The organism is Bradyrhizobium sp. 4 (genome assembly GCF_023100905.1).
In the GTDB taxonomy this organism is placed as follows: domain Bacteria; phylum Pseudomonadota; class Alphaproteobacteria; order Rhizobiales; family Xanthobacteraceae; genus Bradyrhizobium.
Window position 1 is genome coordinate 4,552,513 of the sequence record NZ_CP064686.1, and the last position, 23,943, is coordinate 4,576,455.

General features: G+C 64.5%; 23 protein-coding genes. 14 read left to right on the forward strand and 9 right to left on the reverse strand.

Features of this window, described 5'->3' with window-relative positions; translation table 11 throughout:
- Positions 1-7 precede the first annotated feature (7 nt).
- The gene (locus IVB45_RS21440; RefSeq protein WP_247361610.1) at positions 8-1,213 is read left to right on the forward strand and encodes a patatin-like phospholipase family protein; all 1,206 of its coding nucleotides are present in this window, start codon (positions 8-10) and stop codon (positions 1,211-1,213) included.
- Here IVB45_RS21440 and IVB45_RS21445 read toward each other — a convergent pair.
- Positions 1,205-2,449, reverse strand: a complete 1,245-nt coding sequence (locus IVB45_RS21445; RefSeq protein WP_247361612.1) for an amidase — start codon at positions 2,447-2,449, stop codon at positions 1,205-1,207. The genes IVB45_RS21440 and IVB45_RS21445 overlap by 9 nt on opposite strands.
- 90 nt (positions 2,450-2,539) lie before the next feature.
- Here IVB45_RS21445 and dprA point away from each other — a divergent pair, with 90 nt between their 5' ends.
- On the forward strand, positions 2,540-3,682 hold the full coding sequence (dprA, locus tag IVB45_RS21450; protein ID WP_247361614.1) for a DNA-processing protein DprA: 1,143 nt from the start codon (positions 2,540-2,542) through the stop codon (positions 3,680-3,682).
- Here the strand turns inward: dprA and IVB45_RS21455 are convergent.
- Positions 3,679-4,089 carry a helix-turn-helix domain-containing protein gene (locus tag IVB45_RS21455; RefSeq protein ID WP_027567316.1) on the reverse strand — a complete coding sequence of 137 codons (411 nt, stop codon included), beginning with the start codon at positions 4,087-4,089 and terminating at the stop codon, positions 3,679-3,681. The two genes, dprA and IVB45_RS21455, sit on opposite strands and share 4 nt — an antisense overlap.
- An 83-nt stretch (positions 4,090-4,172) precedes the next feature.
- Here IVB45_RS21455 and IVB45_RS21460 point away from each other — a divergent pair, with 83 nt between their 5' ends.
- Entirely contained in the window at positions 4,173-4,781 is a 609-nt protein-coding gene (locus tag IVB45_RS21460) for an FMN-dependent NADH-azoreductase (protein WP_247361617.1), read from the forward strand.
- Between the two features lie 72 nt (positions 4,782-4,853).
- Here the strand turns inward: IVB45_RS21460 and IVB45_RS21465 are convergent, their stop codons facing one another.
- Both IVB45_RS21465 and IVB45_RS21470 read right to left on the reverse strand, forming a co-directional pair.
- Positions 4,854-5,036, reverse strand: coding sequence for a hypothetical protein (locus tag IVB45_RS21465; protein ID WP_247286816.1), 183 nt, complete (start codon positions 5,034-5,036; stop codon positions 4,854-4,856).
- A 177-nt stretch (positions 5,037-5,213) separates the two neighbouring features.
- Positions 5,214-5,987: an SDR family oxidoreductase gene (locus tag IVB45_RS21470; protein WP_027567319.1), complete on the reverse strand. Its 774-nt coding sequence runs from the start codon at positions 5,985-5,987 to the stop codon at positions 5,214-5,216.
- A 121-nt stretch (positions 5,988-6,108) separates the two neighbouring features.
- Here IVB45_RS21470 and IVB45_RS21475 point away from each other — a divergent pair, with 121 nt between their 5' ends.
- Together IVB45_RS21475 and IVB45_RS21480 are read left to right on the forward strand one after the other, a co-directional pair.
- Positions 6,109-6,576 carry a helix-turn-helix domain-containing protein gene (locus tag IVB45_RS21475; RefSeq protein ID WP_247361619.1) on the forward strand — a complete coding sequence of 156 codons (468 nt, stop codon included), beginning with the start codon at positions 6,109-6,111 and terminating at the stop codon, positions 6,574-6,576.
- Positions 6,577-6,743: 167 nt separating this feature from the next.
- Positions 6,744-7,298 (forward strand): flavodoxin family protein, encoded by a 555-nt coding sequence (locus tag IVB45_RS21480; RefSeq protein ID WP_247361622.1) that lies wholly within the window; start codon positions 6,744-6,746, stop codon positions 7,296-7,298.
- 191 nt (positions 7,299-7,489) lie between these two features.
- Here IVB45_RS21480 and IVB45_RS21485 read toward each other — a convergent pair whose 3' ends face one another.
- Positions 7,490-7,729 (reverse strand): hypothetical protein, encoded by a 240-nt coding sequence (locus tag IVB45_RS21485; RefSeq protein ID WP_247361625.1) that lies wholly within the window; start codon positions 7,727-7,729, stop codon positions 7,490-7,492.
- Positions 7,730-7,956: 227 nt separating this feature from the next.
- Between IVB45_RS21485 and topA the strand changes: the two genes are divergently transcribed.
- From topA to IVB45_RS21505, 4 genes are read left to right on the forward strand one after another with little or no spacing between them, the layout of a single operon-like run.
- On the forward strand, positions 7,957-10,716 hold the full coding sequence (topA, locus tag IVB45_RS21490; protein ID WP_247361628.1) for a type I DNA topoisomerase: 2,760 nt from the start codon (positions 7,957-7,959) through the stop codon (positions 10,714-10,716).
- A 7-nt stretch (positions 10,717-10,723) separates the two neighbouring features.
- Positions 10,724-13,075: a ribonuclease R gene (gene rnr, locus IVB45_RS21495; RefSeq protein ID WP_247361631.1), complete on the forward strand. Its 2,352-nt coding sequence runs from the start codon at positions 10,724-10,726 to the stop codon at positions 13,073-13,075.
- Complete coding sequence (locus IVB45_RS21500) at positions 13,069-13,503, forward strand: DUF983 domain-containing protein (RefSeq protein ID WP_247361636.1); 435 nt, start codon at positions 13,069-13,071, stop codon at positions 13,501-13,503. Before rnr ends, IVB45_RS21500 begins: the two co-directional genes overlap by 7 nt.
- A gap of 33 nt (positions 13,504-13,536) precedes the next feature.
- Positions 13,537-14,286, forward strand: coding sequence for an NUDIX domain-containing protein (locus IVB45_RS21505; protein WP_027567325.1), 750 nt, complete (start codon positions 13,537-13,539; stop codon positions 14,284-14,286).
- On the opposite strand, the gene IVB45_RS21510 is transcribed toward IVB45_RS21505, so the two are convergent.
- On the reverse strand, positions 14,287-14,838 hold the full coding sequence (locus IVB45_RS21510; protein ID WP_247361639.1) for a hypothetical protein: 552 nt from the start codon (positions 14,836-14,838) through the stop codon (positions 14,287-14,289).
- A 215-nt stretch (positions 14,839-15,053) separates the two neighbouring features.
- Here IVB45_RS21510 and IVB45_RS21515 point away from each other — a divergent pair, with 215 nt between their 5' ends.
- The 3 genes from IVB45_RS21515 to IVB45_RS21525 all read left to right on the forward strand — a co-directional run bounded on the left by IVB45_RS21515 (position 15,054) and on the right by IVB45_RS21525 (position 18,947).
- Entirely contained in the window at positions 15,054-16,379 is a 1,326-nt protein-coding gene (locus tag IVB45_RS21515; RefSeq protein ID WP_247361643.1) for an LLM class flavin-dependent oxidoreductase, read from the forward strand.
- Positions 16,380-16,503: 124 nt separating this feature from the next.
- The gene (gene rpmG / locus IVB45_RS21520; RefSeq protein ID WP_007603295.1) at positions 16,504-16,671 is read left to right on the forward strand and encodes a 50S ribosomal protein L33; all 168 of its coding nucleotides are present in this window, start codon (positions 16,504-16,506) and stop codon (positions 16,669-16,671) included.
- A 1,034-nt stretch (positions 16,672-17,705) separates the two neighbouring features.
- The gene (locus IVB45_RS21525; protein ID WP_247361645.1) at positions 17,706-18,947 is read left to right on the forward strand and encodes an acyltransferase; all 1,242 of its coding nucleotides are present in this window, start codon (positions 17,706-17,708) and stop codon (positions 18,945-18,947) included.
- A gap of 52 nt (positions 18,948-18,999) precedes the next feature.
- On the opposite strand, the gene IVB45_RS21530 is transcribed toward IVB45_RS21525, so the two are convergent.
- Both IVB45_RS21530 and plsY read right to left on the reverse strand, forming a co-directional pair.
- The gene (locus IVB45_RS21530; protein WP_247361647.1) at positions 19,000-19,434 is read right to left on the reverse strand and encodes a nuclear transport factor 2 family protein; all 435 of its coding nucleotides are present in this window, start codon (positions 19,432-19,434) and stop codon (positions 19,000-19,002) included.
- A gap of 96 nt (positions 19,435-19,530) precedes the next feature.
- Positions 19,531-20,214 carry a glycerol-3-phosphate 1-O-acyltransferase PlsY gene (plsY, locus tag IVB45_RS21535; protein ID WP_247361650.1) on the reverse strand — a complete coding sequence of 228 codons (684 nt, stop codon included), beginning with the start codon at positions 20,212-20,214 and terminating at the stop codon, positions 19,531-19,533.
- A gap of 266 nt (positions 20,215-20,480) precedes the next feature.
- On the opposite strand from plsY, the gene IVB45_RS21540 reads away from it, so the two are divergent.
- On the forward strand, positions 20,481-21,293 hold the full coding sequence (locus IVB45_RS21540) for an aminoglycoside phosphotransferase family protein (protein ID WP_247286832.1): 813 nt from the start codon (positions 20,481-20,483) through the stop codon (positions 21,291-21,293).
- A gap of 370 nt (positions 21,294-21,663) precedes the next feature.
- Positions 21,664-22,581: an NADP-dependent oxidoreductase gene (locus IVB45_RS21545; RefSeq protein WP_247361653.1), complete on the forward strand. Its 918-nt coding sequence runs from the start codon at positions 21,664-21,666 to the stop codon at positions 22,579-22,581.
- Positions 22,582-22,685: 104 nt separating this feature from the next.
- Here the strand turns inward: IVB45_RS21545 and IVB45_RS21550 are convergent, their stop codons facing one another.
- Entirely contained in the window at positions 22,686-23,924 is a 1,239-nt protein-coding gene (locus IVB45_RS21550; protein WP_247361655.1) for an MFS transporter, read from the reverse strand.
- Positions 23,925-23,943 lie beyond the last annotated feature (19 nt).

Below are 23,943 nucleotides of genomic sequence, written 5' to 3' on the forward strand. Positions count from 1 at the left end.
GCTCAGAATGAGCGAGAAGATTGTCAGCGCGCATGTTGAAGGTGGCTTGCAGGGCACTGCGGCAAGCCGGATGCTCTCGACCACGGATATCTGGTCCGGTGCGCCCTCGCCGGTTCCTGCTCCAGAGCCTGTGCGCGTTTCGCCACCAGCGCCGCAGCCTGCTCGCATCGCGCAAGCTCCTCTGACAGTTGAGGCCGTGATCGCTGCGGCACCAGTCGCACCAGCGCAACCCGAAGCCAACCAATGGCCGCCGCAAAGATTGTCGCTGGCGCTTCAGGGCGGCGGCACCTTCGCCGCTTTCACCTGGGGCGTGCTGGAGCGGCTGCTGGAAGAGCCATCCATCGCGATCGACACCATCAGCGGCGCCAGCGCTGGCGCCATCAACGCGCTTCTGCTCGCCTCCGGTTTCGCTGAGGGCGGCCGTGAAGGCGCCCGCGCGCGGCTGAACCGGTTCTGGATTCGGCTGATGCACGAGGCCTCGTTCCGATCGCTGATGCTGATCGGCGGCTTCTCGCCGGCGGGAAGCTCGGTCGCGTTCGGTCCGACGCTGCGCTCCGGCCAGTTCGATCCGTTCGATCTCGATCCGCTGCGGCAGGCGCTGTCGCGCGACATCAACTTTTCCGCCTTGCGCGACCCGCGCTGCCCGAAGCTGCTGATCGCCGCGACCCGGATCCGCGACGGGCAGCAGCAGATATTCCGCAACGACGTGATCACCGCCGACGTCGCGCTGGCCTCGACCTGTCCGCCGCTGGTTCATTGCGCGGTGGAAATCGACGGCGAGGCTTATTGGGACGGCGGCCTCGGCGGCAACCCGCCCCTGCTGCGGCTCGTGCAGGACACGACGAGCACCGAAATCCTGCTGGTCCAGGTCACGCCGGCGCGCGACAGCTACGTGCCGATCACGCTCGCCGCGATCGACCGCAGGCTGGATCAGATCGCGGCCAACGCCGTCCTCAATGCCGAGATCGCGGCGATGGAATGGGCGCAATCGCAGGCCGCATCGTCGCTGCGGCTCTCCAGGATCGCCGCGGAAGATTTCGTCGACGGCCTGGCGCAGCGCTCGTCCACCGATCTCGGCCGCGGCTTCATTCGCGCGCTTCACCGCAGCGGCCGCGAGGCCGCCGGGCGCTGGCTCAAGCAAGCCGCCGATCACAGCGCAGCGCCGGCCGCATCTGGCCAGCGCATCGTCGCTCTCGAACCTGCGCTAGCTTGATTTCGCCAGCGCCTGCTCCAGGAACCACGCCGTCGCCAGCGCATGCGCGTCGTTGCCGAAGCGTGCGATCACCTGCACTCCGATCGGCAGGCCATTAGCCTTGAGCACCGGCACGTTGACGCAAGGATTGCCCATCAGTGTCCAGAGCCTGTTGTAGCGGGGGTCGCCGGTGCTCGCGAGTTCCTTGGCCGGCGGCGCGCCCGGTGCCGAATAGGTCAGCAGCACGTCGAACCCCTCGAACAATTCGCCGATCTCGCGGCGTCCGCGGCGGCTGATCCGCCGCGCGTCGTCATAGTCCTTAGGTGTGAGACCGACCGTCGCATCGAGACTGGCGCGCAGCATCGGCGCGATCTCATCGTGGCGTTCGGAAAATTCCCAGGCGAGCGCGCGATGCGCCTCGAAGTCCTGAATGATCGGGTGGATACGCCAGGCCTCCTGCACCGCCTCCGGCAGATCGATAGTCTTCACGCTGGCGCCAGCCTTCTCGGCGGCCTTGATCGCGGCTTGCAGCCCCTCTTCGGCGGCCGGCTCCACGGCACCGGCAAACTCCTGCCTGACCACGCCGATGCGCGGCGCCTTCGCCGGGACGATGCCGGCGAATTCGGTGCGGCCGGTCATCGCGAGCAATCCGCGCGCGAGATCTTCCGCGCGCGCGCCGAACAGGCCGACCGTGTCGAGCGCCCACGAATAGCATTTGACGCCGACCGTCGGCAGCATCCGGAACGACGGCTTGATCGCGGCGGTGCCGCAATAGGCAGCGGGGCGGATCACCGAGCCGCCGGTCTGGGTGCCCAGAGCCAGCGGGATCATGCCGGCACCGACGGCCGCGGCCGAGCCCGAGGACGAGCCGCCCGGCGTATGGCCAAGGTTATGCGGATTGAGCGTCGGGGTTGGATCGCGTGAGGCGAACGCCGTGGTCGTGGTCTTGCCGATGATGGTGGCGCCCGCCCGCTTCAGCATCATCACGACAGGCGCGTCCGCGCGCGGCTGCCAGCCGCGATAGATCTCCGAGCCCATCTCGGTCGGCATATTGGCAGTGTCGATGATGTCCTTGATCCCGACCGCGATGCCGCGGAGCGGCCCGGCGCCTTGCGCCTTCGCGGAGGTGTCGTGACGGACGAAGGCGTGGACGTCCTTCTCCCGCGCCTCGATCGCCGCATGCGATTGCGCTATGGCGGACTCGGGCGAAAGCTCGCCCGCTTCGATGCGGCGCTGGAGGTCGGCGAGTGAGATCATGGCAATACCCTTCTTATTGGGATCGCTTTTAGCATCGCGACGAAGCCGCGCAAGCGCACGCCGCTGTTGCCCACGCCCTCAGGTTGTTCCATGCTGTGCCTGCAAGGAGCTGCCGTGGACGCCATCAATCCAAGTGTAGAGCTGACCGAGGCCGACAGGATTGACCGCCTGCGGCTGATCCGGTCCGACAATGTCGGGCCACGTACGTTCCGGTCGCTGGTCGATCATTTCGGCACGGCGCGCGCGGCGCTGGAGCGGCTGCCGGATCTGGCACGTCGCGGCGGTGCGCAGCGATCGGCGCGCATCTGCAGCGCTGACGATGCGAAAGCCGAGCTTGCCGCGAGCCGCAAGTTCGGAATTGCCTGGCTCGCGCCCGGCGAGGACGGTTATCCGGCGCGGCTGGCAACGCTTGACGATGCGCCGCCGCTGCTCGCCGTGCGCGGCGACACTGCAACGCTGATGCGGCCGATGATCGCGATCGTCGGTTCGCGCAATGCCTCCGGTGCGGGCTTGAAATTCGCCGGTCAGCTCGCCCGCGAGCTCGGCGAAGCCGGCTTTGTCGTCATCTCGGGGCTCGCCCGCGGCGTCGACCAGGCCGCGCACCGCGCCAGCGTGGAGAGCGGCACCATCGCCGTGCTTGCCGGCGGCCATGACTGCATCTATCCGCCGGAGCACGGCGATTTGCTGGCCTCGATCCTCGACCGCAAGGGTGCCGCGATCTCCGAGATGCCGCTCGGCCACGAGCCGCGCGCCCGCGACTTCCCCCGCCGCAACCGGCTGATCTCGGGCGCCGCGCTCGGCGTCGTCGTGGTGGAGGCGGCGCACCGTTCGGGCTCGCTGATCACCGCACGCATGGCGGCCGAACAGGGGCGCGAGGTGTTCGCGGTGCCCGGCTCGCCGCTCGACCCGCGCGCGGCCGGCACCAATGATCTGATCAAGCAGGGTGCGACACTCGTCACCGAAGCCGCCGACGTCGTCAACGCGGTCGCACCGATCATGGAGCGGCCGCTGATGCGCACCGCGAACGAGCCCGACAGCGAGCCGTTCGAAAGCGATCCGCAAGGACACGACCGCGATCAGATCACCGGCCTGCTCGGCCCCGCCCCTGTCACGATCGACGATCTCGTGCGGATGTCCGGCGCCTCGCCGGCCATCGTGCGCACCGTGCTCTTGGAGCTCGAGCTCGCCGGCCGGCTCGAACGCCACGGCGGTGGCTTGGTCTCGCTGCTTTAAGGAGTGTTCCGCTCGTCGAAGCGCGTGCGCGCCGAGGCGATCTGCTCCTGATGCGTGATCGCCCATTCGCCGAGTGCCCTCACCGGCTGCTGCAGTCCGCGGCCGAGATCGGTCAGCTCGTAATCCACCCGCGGCGGAATGGTCGGGAAGATCGTGCGTGTGACCAGCCCGTCGCGCTCGAGCCCGCGCAACGTCAGGGTCAACATCCGCTGCGAGATGCCGTTGATCATGCGCTTGAGCTCGTTGAAGCGCTTGGGCCCGTCGCTCAGCATCATGATCACGAACACGCTCCATTTGTCGCCGACGCGCGCGAGGATCGAGGCGACGCCGCGGCAGTCCGCGTGGTCGCGATCCGGCATCGGCGGGGCGGTCAAATCGATGTGCGCAGGTTTCAAGGATGTGCCCATGGCTCAAAAAGGTGCGTTCTTGCGGGGATTTCGATAGTCACTCATGTAGCTCTGGTTACAAACATATACCAGGGTGATCCCGAATGAAACTCCTCCACATCGACTCCAGCGTGCTCGGCCCCCACTCCGTTTCCCGGCAGGTCTCCGCCGCCATCGTCGACCGTCTCAGGCAGGCGACACCGTCGCTCGACATCGTCTACCGCGACCTGACGCAGAGCCCGCTCGCCCATCTCTCCGGTTCGCATCTGGCGGCCGCGCAAGGCGCGCCTGCGCCGGCGGATCTCGGCCCCGACCTCGCCGCCAGCAAGGCCGCGCTGGACGAGTTCCTTGCCGCTGACATCGTCGTGATCGGCGCGCCGATGTACAATTTCACCGTTCCGAGCCAGCTCAAGGCCTGGATCGACCGGGTCCTCGTGGCGGGGAAGACGTTCAGCTACGGCGCGAACGGACCGCAGGGCCTTGCCGGCGGCAAGCGCGTGATCTTCGCGATCTCGCGCGGGGGCTATTACGGCGCGGGCACGCCCGCCGCGTCGCTGGAGCACCTCGAAAGCTATCTGCGTGGCGTGTTCGGCTTCATGGGCATCCATCATCCCGAATTCATCAGCGCCGATGGCATCCAGGTCGGGCCGGAGCATCGCGAGAAGTCGCTCGCAAGCGCGCTTGAGGCGGCAACCAGCCTCCGCGCGGCCTGACGCAACGCGCACATCGTCAGCCGCCGCAACATCGCTTGCGGCGGCTGATCGACCGGTGCGCGGTCGGCGAAGCTAAAACCAGGCGCCCTGAATGCCGAGGATGACGGCGACGAGCGAAACGAACAGGCCGATGCCGGAGAAAAGAGCGACCCCGATGAATTCGGAGGTGTCGGAACGCTTGGCGGGAATGGTGGAGTTTTCGGTGTAAATACGCGGTGCTGAAATCGGGGAAATAATACGAGCTGCCTTTGGCATATCGGGCTCCCTTGAAAATGAGTCTTCGTGACCCCCTGCCCGTAAAAGTGTCTTGGCAGCGCAAGCGAAGGTTCAACGCCTCACGCAAGGTTCAGAAAATACAGCTCGCGAGACGTGGGAACCGGTCGGCGCAACCGGTTTGCGTGCGCCGACCGATTCAATTTTCACTTCAATTGATCAGCCGCGATAGATCGGCGCGCCGCTCGGCGAGGCGACTGCGCCGCCGTCGACGAAGATTTCCTGGCCCTGCACATGCGCGGAATCGTCGGAGGCGAGGAACAGCACCGTCTTCGCGACGTGATCTGTTTCACCAATGCGCCCCAGCGGCGTCGTCAGCGCGATCCGCTTCTCGAACGCCTTCTCGGCTTCGGGCGTCGCGGTCGCAGGTCCCCAGATCGGCGTGCGGATCGCACCTGGCGCGACCACGTTGACGCGAATGCCGCGCGGCGACAGTTCTGATGCCATGATCCGCGCCATCGCGCGCACGCCGGCCTTGGCGGCGCCATACGCCGAATAGCCGGGAATGCCGAGCACGGAGATCACCGAGCCGCTGAGGATGATCGAGGCGTTGTCGTTCAGATAAGGCAGCGCGGAATGCACGGTGAAGAACACGCCGGTCAGATTGGTGCTGATGACCTTCTCGAAGACCTCCAGCGTGGCCGACCCCAGCGGCGTGCCACCGGCGATGCCGGCATTGGCGAACACGATGTCGAACTTGCCGAACTTTTCGGCGCCCTTCTTGATCGCAGCTTCGGTCGCCGCAATGTCGGTGGCGTCCGCGGCGAGCGCGAGCGCGTTCGGCCCGAGCTCCTTCGCGGCCGCCTCGAGCGTCTCCTTGTTGCGCCCGGTGATCACCACCTTGGCGCCCTCGGCCACGAACAGCTTTGCCGTTGCCAGCCCAATGCCGCTATTGCCGCCGGTGATCAGGGCCGTCTTGTTCTTCAGTCTCACGTTCGCCTCCAGTGGTTGCATCATAAAACTATGATTGCCATCTAGGCTATCTGGTTTTAAGATGCAACCACACGAGCGCGTGAACGGCGACTGGACCGTGCGATCGCGAAAGGACTGGACCATGGTGAAACGAACGAGCTTCGAGGGCGATGCCTGTCCGATCGCGCGCTCGCTGGAAGCGATCGGCGACTGGTGGTCGCTGCTGATCATCCGTGAGGCGCTGTTCGGCCTGCGCCGCTTCGGCGAGTTTCAGAACAAGCTCGGCATGGCCAAGAACATCTTGTCGGCCCGGCTGCGCGCGCTGGTCGACCACGGCATCCTGACCACGGCCCCCGCCTCCGACGGCAGCGCCTACCAGGAATATGTGTTGACGGAAAAGGGCCGCGGCACTTTCCCGATCCTGGTAGCCCTGCGGCAATGGAGCGAGGAATTCGACGATCGGCCGTCGGAGATCGCGACCATCCTGGTCGATCGCGAGAAAGGCCGCCCGGTGAAAAAGCTCGAGCTACGCGCCGAGGACGGGCGGCTGCTTACGCAAGCCGATACCACGCTGAAGCCGCGGCCAGCGCCGCGACGGCGGTCGGCCTAGTAACGTCGAACTGCCACCACCCGTCATTGCGAGCGCAGCGAAGCAATCCAGACTGCCACCGTGGAAAGACTCTGGATTGCTTCGCCGCGCTCGCAATGACTGCGTGGGGGACTTGTACAAAACATCGACGGCGTCAAAGATGGCTAGACACAGCAAGTGGCACCACGATGCCCCTCCTCGCCATCGTCTATTTTTCCATCTCAGGCACCACCGAGAAGCTGGCGCACGCGGTCGCGCGCGGTGCGGATGGCATGGCGGATGTCACGCTCTGTCGCATCACCGGCGGCGACATCGTATCAGGCCGGTTTAAGAATGAGAGCTTACTGGAGACGATTGACGGCGCTAGCGCAGTTGCGTTTGGCAGCCCGACCTACATGGGCGGACCGGCCGCTCAATTCAAAGCGTTTGCCGACGCTTCAAGCGATCGATGGAGCCAGCAACAATGGGCCAACAAGATCGCAGCAGGATTCACGACGGGCGCCTGCGCTGGCGGCGACCAACTCCACACACTGTCCTACTTTTCCATTCTGGCCGCGCAGCACGGCATGCTCTGGTGCGGACTGGATATTCCGGGTGGCGAGGATCCGCGTGGTCGGAATCGTTTAGGCAGCCAGCTTGGCTTGGCAACACACTTGATTGACGGATCGTTGCCTCAGAGCGACCTCAGCACGGCCGAATATCTCGGCCAGCGATTGGCCAAGTTGGCAAGCCGCAACGGCTAACCTCACCCGTCATTGCGAGCGCAGCGAAGCAATCCAGAGTCTTTCTGCGGTGGATTCTGGATTGCTTCGCTGCGCTCGCATGACGACTTTGGTGCAGCGTGCTCCAATCTCTCGCCGTCATCCTGAGGTGCTCGTCCCGCAAAGCAGGGCGAGCACCTCAGGATGACGGGTCTGATACTCGCCGGGTGCCCTCACGACAGCCTGCGCTTGCTCCGCAGCCGCAGGTGCTCGTCGGCCTCCAGCTTGGTCATTCCCAGGAGATAATGCAGCACGTCGAGCTTGTGCCGCTCGGCGAGCTTGCGCAGTACCCCGACCTGCTCGGCGATGAAAGCGACCGCCTCCTCGACGCCGCCCTCCCCCGGTTCCTCGTGACGCGAGCCTCCCGCCGCGCGCGATGCGGCGCCCGCCCGTTTCTTTCCTGGCTTAGTCACCAGCCCCCACCCGAATCCATGCCCCGCAGAAACATTACGCCGACATCGGCCGCAACTCAAAGGTGGTATTTTGCAACTTTCTCGATATGAAACTTTTCCCATCGAGATGGCTTTCAACACCCCTCGATTTGACAGCGACGGCCTCACCACCCATGTTCGGGACGAAAGGGCCGACCCGAATCTCATCGAATTCGGCCCCAAATTTCCCCATAAGTTACTGGAACTACATGAATATCGTCATTGTGGAGTCGCCGGCGAAAGCCAAGACGATCAACAAGTATTTGGGCTCGTCCTACGAGGTTCTGGCCTCGTTTGGCCATGTCCGCGACTTGCCGGCGAAGAACGGCTCCGTCGATCCCGACGCCAATTTCAAGATGATCTGGGAGATCGACCCCAAGGCGGCCGGCCGGCTCAACGACATTGCCAAGTCCCTCAAGAACGCTGACCGCCTGATTCTCGCCACCGACCCTGATCGCGAGGGCGAGGCCATCTCCTGGCACGTGCTGGAGGTTCTGAAAGAGAAGCGTGCGCTCAAGGACCACAAGATCGAGCGCGTGGTGTTCAACGCCATCACCAAGCAGGCGGTCACGGACGCCATGAAGCATCCGCGCCAGATCGACGGCGCGCTGGTTGACGCCTATATGGCGCGCCGCGCGCTGGACTATCTCGTCGGCTTCACCCTCTCCCCCGTGCTGTGGCGCAAGCTGCCGGGCGCCCGCTCGGCGGGCCGCGTGCAGTCGGTGGCGCTGCGGCTGGTCTGCGACCGCGAGCTCGAGATCGAAAAGTTCGTTGCACGCGAATACTGGTCGCTGATCGCGACCCTGCTGACGCCGCGCGGCGACGCCTTCGAGGCACGTCTGGTCGGCGCCGACGGCAAGAAGATCCAGCGCCTCGACATCGGCACCGGCGCGGAAGCCGAAGACTTCAAGAAGGCGCTGGAAGCAGCCGCCTACGCGGTGACCACGGTCGATGCCAAGCCGGCCCGGCGCAATCCGCAGGCGCCCTTCACCACCTCGACGCTGCAGCAGGAAGCCAGCCGCAAATACGGCTTTGCGCCGGCGCACACCATGCGCATCGCGCAGCGGCTCTATGAGGGCATCGACATCGGCGGCGAGACCACCGGACTCATTACTTATATGCGTACCGACGGCGTGCAGATCGATCCGTCCGCGATCACCCAGGCCCGCAAAGTGATCGGCGAGGATTACGGCAACGCTTACGTTCCGGACGCGCCGCGCCAGTACCAGGCCAAGGCCAAGAACGCCCAGGAAGCCCACGAGGCGATCCGGCCGACCGACATGTCGCGCCGTCCCGACAGCATGAGCCGCAAGCTCGAGTCGGACCAGGCGAGACTCTATGAACTGATCTGGAAGCGCACCATCGCGAGCCAGATGGAATCGGCCGAACTGGAACGCACCACGGTCGACATCACGGCGAAGGTTGGCGGCCGCACGCTGGACCTGCGCGCCACCGGCCAGGTCGTCAAGTTCGACGGCTTCCTCGCACTTTATCAGGAAGGCCGCGACGACGAGGAGGACGAGGACTCCCGCCGCCTGCCCGCGATGAGCCCGAATGACGCGCTGAAGCGGCAGTCGCTCGCCGTCACCCAGCATTTCACCGAGCCGCCGCCGCGCTTCTCCGAAGCCTCGCTGGTCAAGCGCATGGAAGAGCTCGGCATCGGCCGGCCCTCGACCTATGCCTCGATCCTCCAGGTCCTCAAAGACCGCGGCTACGTCAAGCTCGAAAAGAAGCGCCTGCACGGCGAGGACAAGGGCCGGGTCGTGGTCGCGTTCCTCGAAAGCTTCTTTGCCCGATACGTCGAATACGATTTCACCGCCAATCTGGAAGAGCAGCTCGACCGCATCTCCAACAACGAGATCTCCTGGCAGCAGGTGCTGAAGGATTTCTGGACCGGCTTCATCGGCGCGGTCGACGAGATCAAGGATCTGCGCGTAGCCCAGGTGCTCGACGTGCTCGACGACATGCTGGGGCAGCACATCTATCCTCCCCGCACCGATGGCGGCGACATCCGGCAGTGCCCGAGCTGCGGCAACGGCCGGCTCAATCTGAAGGCCGGCAAATTCGGCGCCTTCGTCGGCTGCTCGAACTATCCGGAATGCCGCTACACCCGTCAGCTCGCCGCCGACGGCGAGGCCACCGCCGATCGTTCGCTCGGCCAGGACCCCGATACGGGTCGCGATGTCTGGGTCAAGGCCGGCCGGTTCGGCCCCTACATCCAGCTCGGCGAGCAGAAGGATTATGCGGAGGGCGAGAAGCCGAAGCGCGCAGGCATTCCGAAGGGGACTTCTCCTGGAGATGTCGAGCTCGAGCTTGCGCTCAAGCTGCTGTCGCTGCCGCGCGAGATCGGCAAGCACCCGGAAACCGGTGAGCCGATCACCGCAGGTCTCGGCCGCTTCGGGCCGTTCGTGAAGCACGAGAAGACCTATGCCAGCCTCGAGGCCGGCGACGAAGTGTTCGACATCGGCATCAACCGGGCCGTGACGCTGATCGCGGAGAAAATCGCCAAGGGCCCGAGCCGCCGCTTCGGCGCCGATCCCGGCAAGGCGATCGGCGACCATCCCACCCTCGGCACCGTCACGGTGAAGGGCGGTCGCTACGGCGCCTACGTCACAGCCGGCGGCGTCAACGCGACGATCCCGAGCGACATCGAGAAAGACGCCATCACGCTGCCGCAGGCGATCGCGCTGATCGACGAGCGCGCGGCCAAGGGCGGCGGCAAGAAACCGAAGAAGGCGGCGAAGCCGGCCAAGGCCAAGAAGGCTGCTGCCAAGGCCGCCGACGGCGACGACGCCGCGCCAAAAACCAAAAAGCCGGCCGCGAAGAAGGCGGCCAAACCCAAATCCGAATCCACCAGCAAGGCGCGCGCCGCCGTGTCGTCGACGGCCAAGACTTCGGCCATCAAGACGTCGCCGACCAAGGCAGCTGGCGCCAAAGCTCCGGCCAAGAAAAGTGCCGGCACCAAATAGAGGCTAAGTGAAACGCAAGAATGACCGTGGCTTTCCCGACAGGGCAGCCATCGTCGCCTTCATCAAGGCAAATCCCGGAAAGGTCGGAACCCGCGAAATTGCGCGCGAGTTCGGCCTGAAGAACGCCGACCGCATCGAGCTCAAGCGCATGCTGCGCGAGCTCGCCGACGACGGGCTCGTCAAGAAAAAGCGCCATACGATTTCAGAGCCGGACAGCCTGCCGCCGACGCTGGTCGCCGACATCACCGGCCGCGACGCCGACGGCGAGCTGGTCGCCTCCCCCACCGAATGGGACGAGGTCGAAAGCGGCGAACCGCCAAAGATCCTGATCACGATGCCGCGCCGGCCAAAACCCGGCACCGCGGCCGGCGTTGGCGATCGCGCGCTGCTGCGGGTCGAGCGCTCCGACGAGACCGAAGGCCCGGCCTATCGCGGCCACATCATCAAGGTCTTCGACAAGACCAAGAGCCGCATCCTCGGCGTCTTCCGCAGCCTGCCCGAGGGCGGCGGACGGATCATCCCCGTCGACAAGAAGTCCGCCGACCGCGAGCTGAACATCGCGCCGACCGAGACGCACGGCGCGCAGGACGGCGATCTCGTCAGCGTCGACATCATCCGCTCGCGCGGCTTTGGGCTGGCGTCAGGCCGCGTCAAGGAGAAGCTCGGCTCGGTCAAGTCGGAGAAGGCGATCAGCCTGATCGCGATCTACGCGCACGACATCCCGCTGCAATTCCGTCCCGCGGCAGAGCGCGAAGCCGAAGCGGCGGAGCCGGCCAATCTGAAGGGGCGCGAGGACTGGCGCGACGTCCCGCTGGTCACCATCGATCCGCCGGATGCCAAGGATCACGACGACGCGGTGCACGCGCAGCCGGATCCTGATCCCAACAACAGAGGCGGCTTCATCGTCGATGTCGCCATCGCCGACGTGAGCTTCTACGTGCGGCCGGGCACCGCGCTCGACCGCGACGCGCTCGATCGCGGCAACTCGGTCTATTTCCCCGACCGCGTCGTGCCGATGCTGCCCGAGCGCATCTCCAACGATCTGTGCTCGCTGGTGCCGGGCGAGCCGCGTGGCGCGCTCGCGGTGCGGATGATCATCGCCCCGGACGGGCGAAAACGCTCGCACAGCTTCCATCGCATCCTGATGCGCTCCGCAGCCAAGCTGAACTACGCCCAGGCGCAGGCCGCGATCGACGGCCGACCGGACGACACCACCGGCCCCCTGCTCGATCCGATCCTGCGGCCGCTCTATGCGGCCTATGCTTGCGTCAAGCGCGCGCGGGACGAGCGCGATCCGCTCAATCTCGATCTGCCCGAGCGCAAGATCCTGTTGAAGAGCGACGGCACGGTCGACCGCGTCGTCGTGCCCGACAGGCTCGACGCGCACAAGCTGATCGAGGAGTTCATGATCCTCGCCAATGTCGCGGCAGCCGAAATGCTCGAGAAGAAGTCGCTGCCGCTGATCTACCGCGTGCATGACGAGCCGACCCTGGAAAAGGTCCACGCGCTCGCGGAATTCCTGGCGACGCTGGACGTTCCGTTCGCGAAAGGCGGCGCGCTGCGGCCCGCTCTGTTCAACCGCGTGCTGGCGCAGCTCGAAGGCCACGACCACTTTCCGCTGGTGAGCGAGGTCGTGTTGCGCGCCCAGGCGCAGGCCGAATATTCCTCGGAGAATTACGGTCATTTCGGCCTGAACCTGCGCCGCTACGCGCATTTCACCTCGCCGATCCGCCGCTATGCCGACCTCGTCGTGCACCGCGCGCTGGTTCGCGCGCTCGGGCTTGGCGAAGGCGCGCTGCCCGACACCGAGACGCCGGAAACGTTGAGCGAGGTCGCAGCCCACATCTCGGTGACCGAGCGGCGGGCGATGAAGGCGGAGCGCGAGACCGTCGACCGCCTGATCGCCCATCACCTCGCCGACCGCATCGGTTCGAGCTTCCAGGGCCGCGTCTCCGGCGTCACGCGCGCCGGCCTGTTCGTCAAGCTCGCTGAGACCGGCGCCGACGGCTTGATCCCGATCCGATCCCTCGGCACGGAATATTTCAACTATGACGAGGGCCGGCACGCCCTGGTCGGCACGCGCAGCGGCACCATGCATCAGCTCGGTGATGTCGTCGACGTCCGCCTGATCGAGGCAGCTCCGATCGCGGGCGCGCTACGATTCGAGCTGCTGTCATCGTCCGGTGAGTCCGCGCCGCGGAGCCGCAGGGGATCCGGTCCGCAACGCCGCCCCTCGTTCAAGGCGCATCCCGGGCGCAGTCCCGACAAGAAGCGCAAGCCGGACAAGCCGAAGCCCGGCAAGGGCAAAAAGGCGAAGGGAAAAAGCAAAGGCAAGGGTCAGAAGGGTAAGGCATGGTGAGCACAACCCCGAAGATCTGGACCCGCGAGACCGGCCTCGTCGAGAAGCGCGACGTCTTTGCTGCCATGAAGCGCGGCTTTCGCGGCCGCTGCCCCCGCTGCGGCGACGGAAGACTGTTCCGCGCCTTCCTGAAGACCGCGGACAATTGCGCGGTCTGCGGCCTCGATTTCACCCCGCATCGGGCCGACGATCTACCCGCCTATCTCGTCATCGTCATCGTCGGCCATATCGTGGTGCCCAGCATCCTCTGGATCGAGACCAACTACACCACGCCGGTCTGGATCAGCTTCGCGGCCTATCTGCCCTTCACCTTCGTCGCCTCGCTCGCACTGCTGCAGCCGGTGAAGGGAGCCGTGGTCGGATTGCAATGGGCTCTGCGCATGCACGGGTTTGACGAGAACCCGACGGATGGTATTCCGCCGGTGTAGGCAAAATAAACAAGAAGCAGTTTGGGTGAGGACATGACGGATACGTCGCAGGCAGCCGACAAGGCCAAGATCCACGAGGGCAAGGAAGCCGACCATCATCCCTATTTCCGCCCGCGGGATGCGGCGACACTGATCTTGGTCGATCGCAGCGGCGCCATTCCAAAAGTCCTGGTCGGCAAGCGCCACGACAACGTGGTGTTCATGCCCGGAAAGTTCGTCTTCCCCGGCGGCCGCGTCGACAAGGACGATTATCGCGTGCCGTGCGCGGCGCCTGTAACCGCCGAGCTGGAAGCCAATCTCGCCAAGGGCAGTCCGAAGACGCCGGCCTCTCGCGCGAAGTCGCTGGCGATTGCCGCGATCCGCGAGGCCTGCGAGGAAACCGGTCTCTGCTTGGGACGCAAGGCCGAAGGCAAGGCCAAACTCGAAGGCGCCTGGAAACCGTTCGCCGATGCGGGCCTGTTGCCCGACCCCTCCAGCCTGTTCCTGATCGCGCGCGCGATCACGCCTCCCGGCCGCGTCAAGCGGTTCGACACGCGCTTCTTCACGGCGGACGCCTCCGCGATCACCCATCGCGTCGACGGCGTGATCCATGCCGATGCCGAGCTTGTCGAGCTGGTCTGGGTCGAGCTCGGCTCGAAGCCGCTCGCCGATCTCCATCCGATGACGCGCAACGTGCTCAACGAGCTCGACGCGCGCCTCGCCACCGGCCCGCTCCGCCATGATGCACCGGTGCCGTTCTTCCATTTCTACGGCGGCAAGATGCAGAAGGACATTTTGAGCTGATCAGTTTGTGACGTCCGCATCAGGCTCGGTGCCGACATAGTCGCGCGCGGGAACGTTCAGCACTCGCCCGAGCTCGCTGGCGAACCGACTGGCTTCCTCGCGCTTGGTGAAGCTCATCAGCGTGATCGGCTCGGTCCCTTTGTTGCCGCAGAGATTGACATCGTATGTCGTCAGCGCCGGATCGTCCTCGTCGGTAATGCTGATGGAATGATAATCGGCGAGATCGCGATGGTTGCGAAAATTCAGCGGGCCGAACTGCCTGGTGATGACGATCTGGCGCAGCGTCTCGTTCAGCACGACGAAGGTGCGGAAGGTGAGCAGGATGATTCCGGGGATGCCGACGAGCAACCCGAGTCCCGTGAACACCAGCACCGGCATGAGATCATCGGCGAGCCGGCCAAAACCGGAGAAATCCTGCCGCAGGCCGAGCGCGACATTCCACAGCAGATAGAAGCTCGCCGCCAGCAGCGGCAATGACAGCAGCCGCCCGACCCAGGGCATGGGCCGGTCGATGCGGACGATGCGCCCGTCCACGGTCATTGCACCTGCCATCGAAAGTCTCCTCGGGAGCGAAAGTCATGGCTTGGTCGGAGTGAGCCGTGGATCGGTTCGATGGGACTCCTCCGTCGTTCCGGGCGTGGCCCGGGATGACGCGAATGTGCTGAGCTGACATCGAAAAACAAAATAATCTTCCCGCCTCCCCCGATGGCGGAGTTCCGCGGCGTGCCTATGTCTTCCGGAACGACACCAAAAACGGATACCGGGCGATGGCACAACGGCAACTCAAGCTTGGCGCGTTCATGCGCCCGATCAGCATCCACACCGGCGCCTGGCGCTATCCCGGGGCCTGGCCCGACGCCAATTTCAACTTCAGCCACATCAAGACGCTGATCCAGAAGCTCGAGGCCGGCAAGTTCGACGCCTTCTTCATGGCCGATCACCTCGCCGTGCTGAACATGCCGGTCAATGCGCTCAAGCGCAGCCACACGGTCACCTCGTTCGAGCCGTTCACGCTGTTGTCGGCGCTCTCGGCCGTCACCGAGCGGATCGGCCTGATCGCGACGGGCTCGACCACGTTCGACGAGCCCTATCACGTCGCGCGGCGCTTCGCCTCGCTCGACCATCTCAGCGGCGGCCGTGCGGGCTGGAACATCGTCACGACCTCGAACCCGGATGCAGCGCTGAATTTCGGCCTCGACGACCACATGGAGCACGGCGAGCGCTACAAGCGCGCCCGCGAGTTCTACGACGTCGTCACGGGCCTGTGGGATTCCTTTGCCGATGACGCCTTCGTGCGCGATGTCGAAAGCGGCGTGTTCGTCGATCCCGCCAAGATGCATGTGCTCGACCATCAGGGCAAATATCTGAAGGTGCGCGGTCCCCTCAACATCGCACGCCCGGTTCAGGGCTGGCCGGTGATCGTGCAGGCCGGCGCCTCCGACGACGGCAGGCAGCTTGCGGCAGAGACCGCGGAGGCCGTCTTCACCGGCGGTGGCAGCCTTGCCGACAGCCAGAAACTCTATGCCGACATCAAGGGCCGCATGGAGAAGGTCGGCCGCGATCCCGAACACCTCAAGATCCTCCCCGGCGCCTTTGTCGTGGTCGGCGACAGCGTCGACGAGGCCAAGGAGAAGCGCGCGCTGCTCGACAGCCGCGTGCATTACGACAGCGCCATCGCCTCGCTCTCGGTCATCCTAGGCACGGATGCCTCAGGCTTCGACCCGGATGGACCGCTTCCCGAAATCCCCGAGACCAATGCCAGCAAGAGCGGTCGCCAGCGCATGGTCGACCTCGCCGCCCGCGACAAGCTCACGGTGCGCCAGCTCGCTCAACGCGTTGGCGGCTATGGCGGGCTATCCTTCGTCGGCACGGCCAAAACCATTTCCGATCAGATGGAGGAATGGCTGGTCGGGCGCGGCTCCGACGGCTTCAACATCATGTTCCCGTTCTTGCCCGCCGGCCTAGACGATTTCGTCGACAAGGTGGTGCCGGAGCTGCAGCGCCGCGGGATTTTCCGCAAAGAGTATGAAGGGCCCACTTTGAGAGAGAATCTGGGCCTGCCGCGGCCCAAAAACCGGTTCTTCGAGGCGTAATCGGGCCGATTTGGGCGGTTTTCGACCCCTAAAATCTTGACATCAGGCCGTTTCTGGCTAGGTTGCCGGCCAACGCGGGCCATTTGGCCGGCTCCAGATTCCCTTCATTCCTGAGGTTCTGAACATGGCCAAAGCGGTCACCATCAAGGTCAAGCTCGTGTCCTCGGCCGACACCGGCTTCTACTACGTCGCCAAGAAGAATTCGCGCACCATGACCGACAAGCTGGTCAAGAAGAAGTACGACCCCGTCGCGCGCAAGCACGTCGAATTCCGCGAAGCCAAGATCAAGTAAGATCGCGGAACGTAGAAGACTTTCGCGGGGCCCCTTCGGGCCCCGTTTTATTTTGGCCCCTCTCGCGTGTCCCGGATGCGCAGCAGCGCCCCGTGGACGTGACGCTGCGCTGCGTCCGGGGCACGAGGGCTGAGCTCGGCACAGCGAGTCATCGCCAGATTTTGTTCAACCCTCGGTTGCTCGCTTCCGAATGTATGTTAGCGTGCACTTGCCGGGCGGGAATGTCCGTCCGGCTTTGGAAGGACATGGTCATGAGATTCTCATCAAGCCTTGTCGTGCCTTCAACCATCGCTGCCTTGTCAACAATCTTGCTGTGCGCGCCGGCAGCGTCGCAAATCCCAACCGGCTCCGCCGCCACGATTCCCCCCGTCACGGTCGACGCGCCGAAACGGGTGGCAAGGCCGCACGTGTCGGAGCGGGGAGCAAACACAATTGCGCCGCGTCGGACTGTATCAACAGCTCGAACCTCAACCGCCCGCACGCCTTCGTATGCGCCGGGTTCTGTGATGGGGAGGATTGCCGGCCTGGAGAAAGTCGCCAGCAGCTGCAACGGTGGCTGTGCGTCAAGCTTCCCAAGCGGCAAGGATCCGTGGGTTGGATGCAGCGAGTCAGGCGGCAACATAGACTACGGTCCTTTCTCGCCAACCTGCCGCGACACCATCACCCACAAATCCTACCTGGATTGCGTCGACACCAGGACGTTCCTGGGCGACAACCGAAACAAGGCCCACTGGTTGTGCAGCAGCCTGGCCGCCGGCAACAGGTTTAAGGTCGCCGATCTCAAGCGATCAGCACGCACGCGTTAGTCCATCCTCTCCGCAGTCCTTCTGTTGCGATCGAGCTTCAGCTCACTCGTGTCCAGACCCGGACGCAGCGCGTGGCGTTGCGTCCGGGCATGAGAGCAGGGTTACGTGACTAACCCAAAGATCCTGCGCATTTCGACCACGACGGACCAAGTGTGACGCACCTCGCAGAGCGCCTTCACCACCTCCGATATCTCCAGCGGGATCGTTGCATGAACCTGGTCCATTCCCGTGAAGAGCCATTTGCCGTTGCTGGATCCGCTGCGCTTCGCCGCCGCCCTCGGCGTCGCCATGTTTCACCAGATGTTCTGGTCCTGGGCCTGGACCTCGATCGGCGTCCCCGGTTTCGAGCGCACTGTCGCCGCCGATGTTCTCTACCCGTCCGCCGCGCCCTACACGTGGTTCGGCTGGGTCGGCGTCGAAATCTTCTTCGTCATTTCCGGTTTCGTCATCGCGAATTCCGCGAGCACGTCGTCGCCGGGCGGATTTCTTCTTGGTCGCGCCCTCAGGATTTATCCGGCGGTCTGGGTTTGCGCCACCGCGACCTTCCTCATTCTGCTCCTCTTCGGGAGCGGACCGGCATCCGAACTCATTCTGCCCTACGTCCACGCCATGCTGATGGTCCCCAAGGGAGTCACAGGTCAGTGGCTTGACGAGGTCTACTGGACCCTGGCAGCCGAGACGGCATTTTATGGTCTCGTGTTCTGCGCGATGCTCACCAAGAAGGTCACCCTGCGGCACCTCGCCTGGGGTCTCACCATCTACAGCGCAATCTTCAATGCCGTCGCGCTACTCGTGCTGTCATGCACGACGCCATCCGACTTGCCTTATCTCGTCATTCTGATGTTCCGGGTGCCATGCGCGGCATTCCTGCTGACGCATGGCTGCTTCTTTGCGCTGGGGATCTGGCTGTTCATCTCCGCGAACAGACAATTGACGGCGCTCGAACAGGTCGCAATTGCCATCACGTGTCTATCAGGCGCGGCGGAAATCTACTTCTTCGCCTCGTTCTTCTTGACGTCCATCCCCGCCATCTCGGATCAATCGGCTCTCGTGCCGATCATGGTCTGGGCTGCTGCAGTGCTCCTCATTGCCATCGCCGCGAAGCGGAGCAGGCGCTCTGCGGGCAAAGCTTCTCCTGAAACACCAGCCTATTTGAGAACGCTCGGACTGATCACCTATCCGCTCTATCTCACGCATAACGTCATCGGCACCGCGATCATTCGTGCCCTGGTCGATGCCGGCTGGGATGCCACCTCGGCCGTCTGGATCGCGCTGGGCCTGCTTGTCCTGGTCTGCTGGGTCATCTGCGCGAAGGTCGAGCCCCCCGTCAGATCCGCGCTGATGCAAACCCTTTCCCATTTCGGAAAGCTGCCGGAAAGACAGCCGACCTCGAGGCGCCCGGCATTCGCTCGAGGGCTGCGCCTGCGTCCCGCACGTTCCCTCTCGTATCACGGACGCGCTGCAGCGTGAAACGCTGCTGCGCAGAGTTGGGATGCAGACAGCAACACAGCACGAACCGCGATCAGGGCGCTGCGACCGCCACCGTTTCTTCGATGATCCTCAGTTGTCCATTTTCGCTGGTGAGTATGGATGAGTAATAACCGTGAAACGGACGGTCTCCCATCTTGGCCTCCCATGTCCCGGCGTTGAAGACGAAGGCGCCCTCGGGGCGAGAGACGGTTCGTTGAACCGAATAGTCATGCAGTCCGAGCTTGAGTGCGTCGCTGAAACTCCGGCGAATGGCATCCCTGCCCTGAAAGATACCGCTGGGTGTCACCCGCACAGCGTTCTCCGTAAATGTTGCGGCCATACTGTTGAGGTCACCGCGATTATACGCTTCTGAAAAATGCTTGTGCATCTCGTCCATGGCGGCAGCGTCAAGCGTCTCTCCCGCAATCGTCATGCGCGGAATGGCGAACAGCAGGCAGAGGATAAAACTCGCTGATCTGAAGGCCATGTTCCCTCCGTTGGGTTCACTATTGTGAATTGAAATCGCTCAGCTCTATTCGACAACCGAGTGTTGCGGCACCTCAACAGGTGGCCCAGTCCCGTGCTAAACTTGCGCCTCCGCTTTCGCACTCTGGCCATTTCGAATCAGGCGCGGCTCCGTTCCCGCCAAAAGTCTTTGGATGTTCGCACGATGGCGGATGATCACGTAGAGGCCGCCTCCGATCACCAGCAACCGGTACGGCAATGGGTGCTCGACCGCGCAGACAAGAACGATTGCCGTCAACGCCGCGAGCATCGAGCTCAAGGAAACGATCCGGGTGATAGCCAGCACGAAGCCAAAGGCGGCTGCAGCCCCCAATCCAACGGGCCAGGACATCGCCAGCAACACACCGAGTCCGGCGGCAGCCGACTTGCCGCCCGTGAAGTTCAGCCAGATCGATCGGCTATGTCCCAACAGCACGGCACTTCCAGCCAGACAAACAGCCCATGGCACCCACAGCTGCAGATCAGAAGCTGTCGGCGACGAGGATAATTCTGCATAGAGCCAGGGACAGAACGAGCGCGCAACAATGATGGCACCCACGCCCTTCAGCACATCGCCGACGAGCACGAACAAGGCAGGCCATTTGCCGAGAGTGCGCAAGACATTCGTTGCCCCGGTGGACTTGGAGCCATGCCTTCGGATGTCGATGCCCCTGAGCAGTTTCCCCGCCAGATACCCCGTGGGGATCGAGCCGAGCAGATAGGCGATCAACAACCCAACCGCGCCCGCTGTCCAAAACGCCATGGGTTTATGTCTCGTTTCCTGAACGCTGTTTTATCCCCGACTTCGTCTGACCGCTATGGGTCTGAAGCGCCGCGGACGCTCGTGAGCACCCGCTTCCCTACGCCGTCCGCAACATTGGCACCGGCGGCTGCAACGGCCGGATCAGCGCGAACGCGATCGAAGGTATCTACAGGTCGAAACGCGATCATAATGTCCGGCTGCCCTCGCGACAGGATGGTTCCTTTTTTCTCGCCGCCGGTGTTTCATCTGCACGGTGGAGAACGGGCATGCAGGGATCGCTGGGGGAAAAGATCGGTGAAGGCGCCTTCTCCGAAGCCTACGCCTGGGCGCCCGGTCAGGTCGTGAAGCTATTCAAGGCCGGCGTCTCTCATCTGCTCGGCCGGCATGAGGTACGCATGATCCGCGCCGTGCGGGCCGCCGGCGTCCCGGTGCCGGCGGTGTTCGGCGAGGTGACGCTGGACGGGCGCTTCGGCATCGTGCTGGAGCGCCTCGACGGACCAACCCTGTGGCATCTCTCGCGGACCGGCGCGGTGACTTTCGAACAGGCGGGCGCGATCGTCGCGGCTCTGGCCATGACTCTTCACAAGACGTCCGCGCCGCCGGAGCTCCTCTCCGTGCGCGCGTATATGGAGAGCGAGTTGCGGCACGACGACGGCAAGGTCCCGAAGCACATCGCCGCCGATATCCTCGCCCTGATCGATCGCCTGCCGACCGGCGACGGGCTTTGCCATTGCGACCTTAGCCCCGGCAACGTGATCATGACGGCGGAAGGCCCAAAGCTTGTCGACTGGACCTTCGCGATGCGCGGGCCCGCCGCCCTCGATCTTGGGTTCTTGCATGTCATCCTGTCCGAGCTCGCACCGGAACTAGCCGACAATCCGGAGCGGCCGCGCGCGACCAATGCGGCGGCGCAATCCGAATATGCGCGGCTGGCCGGCATGTCTCTGGCGGAGCTGACGGCGGCAATGGAGCCGTATTTGCCTATCGTCCGCACCTTCGTCGTCCTCGGAAACGTGGTGCCTGCGCTGCGGGAGCAACTGATCCAGCGCATCGAAGCGGGGCTGCGCGCGAAAGACTGAACCGTCCGCAACCTGGATTCCTGCTCGCCCTCTCAAGGCGCTCTCGATCACCGAGCAAATCTCGGCAGCCAATGGAGCCCGTTTGGCACAATCGAGTTGCATCGGGAGGCGGCCGTCGCGCTTGGTACAGCCAAAATCGACATTCTTGGTACTGTTTTATAGCCGGGCGCAACGCATCTATTCGCTGACACCAGCGATCGGAGCGATCCCGATCCATCAGGATGAGTGGGAGCCCCGGTCAATGCGGACAGCGGAGATTGCGGACACGGAGACAGGAGTTCCACACGGCCTGGCATTCTGTGGATAGCCGGTGCGTCCACGCTCTCTGCATTATTCGACCAAGAGACAAATGACAGAGGAGATAATTCCCATGAAGGCGATCGTCGTGACGGACCAGGCCGCAGGAACGGCCGGGATGAAGCTCATGGACAGACCCGAGCCGCAGGCAGCGATAAACGACGTCGTCGTTCAGGTTCATGCGTCGGGATTTGTACCGACTGAGCTGGCGTGGCCCTCGACCTGGACCGATCGCCTCGAACGTGACCGAACACCATCGATCCCTGGGCACGAGCTGGCCGGAGTGGTCTCCGCCCTCGGATATGGCACGACGGGGCTATCAGTCGGACAGCGGGTGTTCGGCCTCGCGGACTGGTATCGCGACGGCACACTGGCCGAGTGTGTGGCGATCGAGGCACGCAACCTTGCACCGCTGCCGGGCGACGTCGAATTTACGGTGGGTGCGAGTCTGCCGATCTCGGGCCTGACGGCCTGGCAAGGGCTGTTCCAACACGGCCGTCTTCAGGCGGGGCAAAGCGTCCTCGCACACGGCGCGGCCGGCGCAGTCGGGTCGATGGTGACGCAACTCGCACGAGAAGCCGGCGCCTACGTCATCGGCTCTGGACGCGCCGCCGACCGTCAGACAGTGCTCGACTTCGGCGCGAAGGAGTTCGTCGACCTCAACAACGACACCCTGAAGGACGTGGGCAAAGTCGATCTGGTGTTCGATGTCATCGGCGGTGATATCCAGAAGCGATCCGCAGCACTGATCCGGGCCGGAGGAACACTGGTGACGATCGTGGGGCCGGCCGAGACGCGGCCCTCCGATGGCCTGGCGGTCGACTTCGTCGTCGAGTCCGATCGTGCCCAACTGAGTGAGATCGTCCAGCGGGTGCGGGACGGACGACTGCGGACGAATATCGGCAACGTCTCGACCCTCGACGATGCCGTCGCCGCATTAAATCCGACCAAGCGACGCAAGAGGAACACGATTATCCACATTCGTCCCTGAGAGACGCGCGCCCATCGATGCACGCAGCCGCCCGGCGGTCACGGCCAAGCAGCGCGGCGTCCGCTGTAAACTTCAAAGCGGACACCCATGAGGACACGCCCAGCCTACGCCGTCCGCAACACCGTCGCCGGCGGCTGCGACGGCCGGATCAGCGCGAACGCCACCTGCACGATGCCGCCGGCCAACCCCAGCGCGACGCCGATGCGCCAGGCCATGGTGTAGGAGCCGAGCGCGTCGTAGAGCACCCCGCCTCCGTAGGCGCCGAGGAAGCTGCCGATCTGGTGGCTCATGAAGGCGAGGCCTTGGATCATCGCCTGCCAGCGCAGGCCGAACATCTCGGCCACCGCGCCCGCGACGAGCGGTCCCACGCCCATCCACAAGAAGCCCATGATCGCGCCGAACAGCAGCGTCGAGGCAGGCGTTGCCGGCAGCATGAAATACCAGGCCAGCGCCAGCGAGCGCAGGACGTAGATGCCGCCGAGAAGCGCGAGCTTGTTCCAGCGCTGGCCAGCCCAGCCGAAGAACAGCGAGCCGAGCACGTTGAAGCCGCCGATCATGCCGAGCGTCTGCGCGCTCAGCATCGGATCGAGGCCGCAGATCGCGAGATAGGACGGCAGGTGCGTGGTGAGGAACACAAGCTGCATGCCGCAGACGAGATAGGCGCAGGTCATCACCACGAACGACGCATTGCCGAAGGCGGTCTTCGCCGCGATCATGGCCGTGGCATCGACGATCTCGTCAGTCGCGGGCTTCGGCAGCGGGACCGCGTCAACGCGCCCGGCATACCAGGCCGCCGGGATCATCAGCACCGACATCACGACGAAGCCGGCGAGCCCGACCCGCCAGCCAAAGCCCTCGTTGAGCATCTGCCCGAGCGGCGCCGATAACAACGCGCCGAGCGAGCCCGCGCCGGAGACGATGCCAAGCACGGTGGAACGCACCGTTGCGGGTACCGCGCGCGCCGCCACCGACATCGCGATCGCCGCCGCGGTGCAGGCGAGCGAAGTGCCGATCAGCACGCCTGCGCCGATCATGATGGCGACGAGACCGTTCGCGGTTGCCATCAGCACCAAGCCCGCGATGTACATGAATGAGCCTGCAATCATGATGGGACGGAAGCCGTAGCGCGTGGTCATCGCGCCGGCGAGCGGCTGGAGAAAGCCCCAGGCGAGGTTTTGCACGGCCAGCGCCAGCGTGAAGTCGGAGATCGACAGATGGATGTCGTGGGTCAGCGGCTGCATGAAGATGCCGAGGCTCTGGCGCAGCCCCATGCTCAGCGTCAGCATGATCGAGGCGCCGATCAGGATGGGCAATGTCGGACGCAGGACCTGCAGCAGCGGCATTTTCGTCTCCCTCACCGGC

Excerpts from the sequence above, each read along its gene's own strand:
- IVB45_RS21440 (WP_247361610.1), top strand. The coding sequence starts at position 8 with ATGAGCGAGAAGATTGTCAGCGCGCATGTTGAAGGTGGCTTGCAGGGC.
- IVB45_RS21445 (WP_247361612.1), bottom strand. The coding sequence starts at position 2,449 with ATGATCTCACTCGCCGACCTCCAGCGCCGCATCGAAGCGGGCGAGCTT.
- dprA (WP_247361614.1), top strand. The coding sequence starts at position 2,540 with ATGCTGTGCCTGCAAGGAGCTGCCGTGGACGCCATCAATCCAAGTGTA.
- IVB45_RS21455 (WP_027567316.1), bottom strand. The coding sequence starts at position 4,089 with ATGGGCACATCCTTGAAACCTGCGCACATCGATTTGACCGCCCCGCCG.
- IVB45_RS21460 (WP_247361617.1), top strand. The coding sequence starts at position 4,173 with ATGAAACTCCTCCACATCGACTCCAGCGTGCTCGGCCCCCACTCCGTT.
- IVB45_RS21465 (WP_247286816.1), bottom strand. The coding sequence starts at position 5,036 with ATGCCAAAGGCAGCTCGTATTATTTCCCCGATTTCAGCACCGCGTATT.
- IVB45_RS21475 (WP_247361619.1), top strand. The coding sequence starts at position 6,109 with ATGGTGAAACGAACGAGCTTCGAGGGCGATGCCTGTCCGATCGCGCGC.
- IVB45_RS21480 (WP_247361622.1), top strand. The coding sequence starts at position 6,744 with ATGCCCCTCCTCGCCATCGTCTATTTTTCCATCTCAGGCACCACCGAG.
- topA (WP_247361628.1), top strand. The coding sequence starts at position 7,957 with ATGAATATCGTCATTGTGGAGTCGCCGGCGAAAGCCAAGACGATCAAC.
- IVB45_RS21500 (WP_247361636.1), top strand. The coding sequence starts at position 13,069 with ATGGTGAGCACAACCCCGAAGATCTGGACCCGCGAGACCGGCCTCGTC.
- IVB45_RS21505 (WP_027567325.1), top strand. The coding sequence starts at position 13,537 with ATGACGGATACGTCGCAGGCAGCCGACAAGGCCAAGATCCACGAGGGC.
- IVB45_RS21510 (WP_247361639.1), bottom strand. The coding sequence starts at position 14,838 with ATGGCAGGTGCAATGACCGTGGACGGGCGCATCGTCCGCATCGACCGG.
- IVB45_RS21515 (WP_247361643.1), top strand. The coding sequence starts at position 15,054 with ATGGCACAACGGCAACTCAAGCTTGGCGCGTTCATGCGCCCGATCAGC.
- rpmG (WP_007603295.1), top strand. The coding sequence starts at position 16,504 with ATGGCCAAAGCGGTCACCATCAAGGTCAAGCTCGTGTCCTCGGCCGAC.
- IVB45_RS21530 (WP_247361647.1), bottom strand. The coding sequence starts at position 19,434 with ATGGCCTTCAGATCAGCGAGTTTTATCCTCTGCCTGCTGTTCGCCATT.
- plsY (WP_247361650.1), bottom strand. The coding sequence starts at position 20,214 with ATGGCGTTTTGGACAGCGGGCGCGGTTGGGTTGTTGATCGCCTATCTG.
- IVB45_RS21540 (WP_247286832.1), top strand. The coding sequence starts at position 20,481 with ATGCAGGGATCGCTGGGGGAAAAGATCGGTGAAGGCGCCTTCTCCGAA.
- IVB45_RS21545 (WP_247361653.1), top strand. The coding sequence starts at position 21,664 with ATGAAGGCGATCGTCGTGACGGACCAGGCCGCAGGAACGGCCGGGATG.
- IVB45_RS21550 (WP_247361655.1), bottom strand. The coding sequence starts at position 23,924 with ATGCCGCTGCTGCAGGTCCTGCGTCCGACATTGCCCATCCTGATCGGC.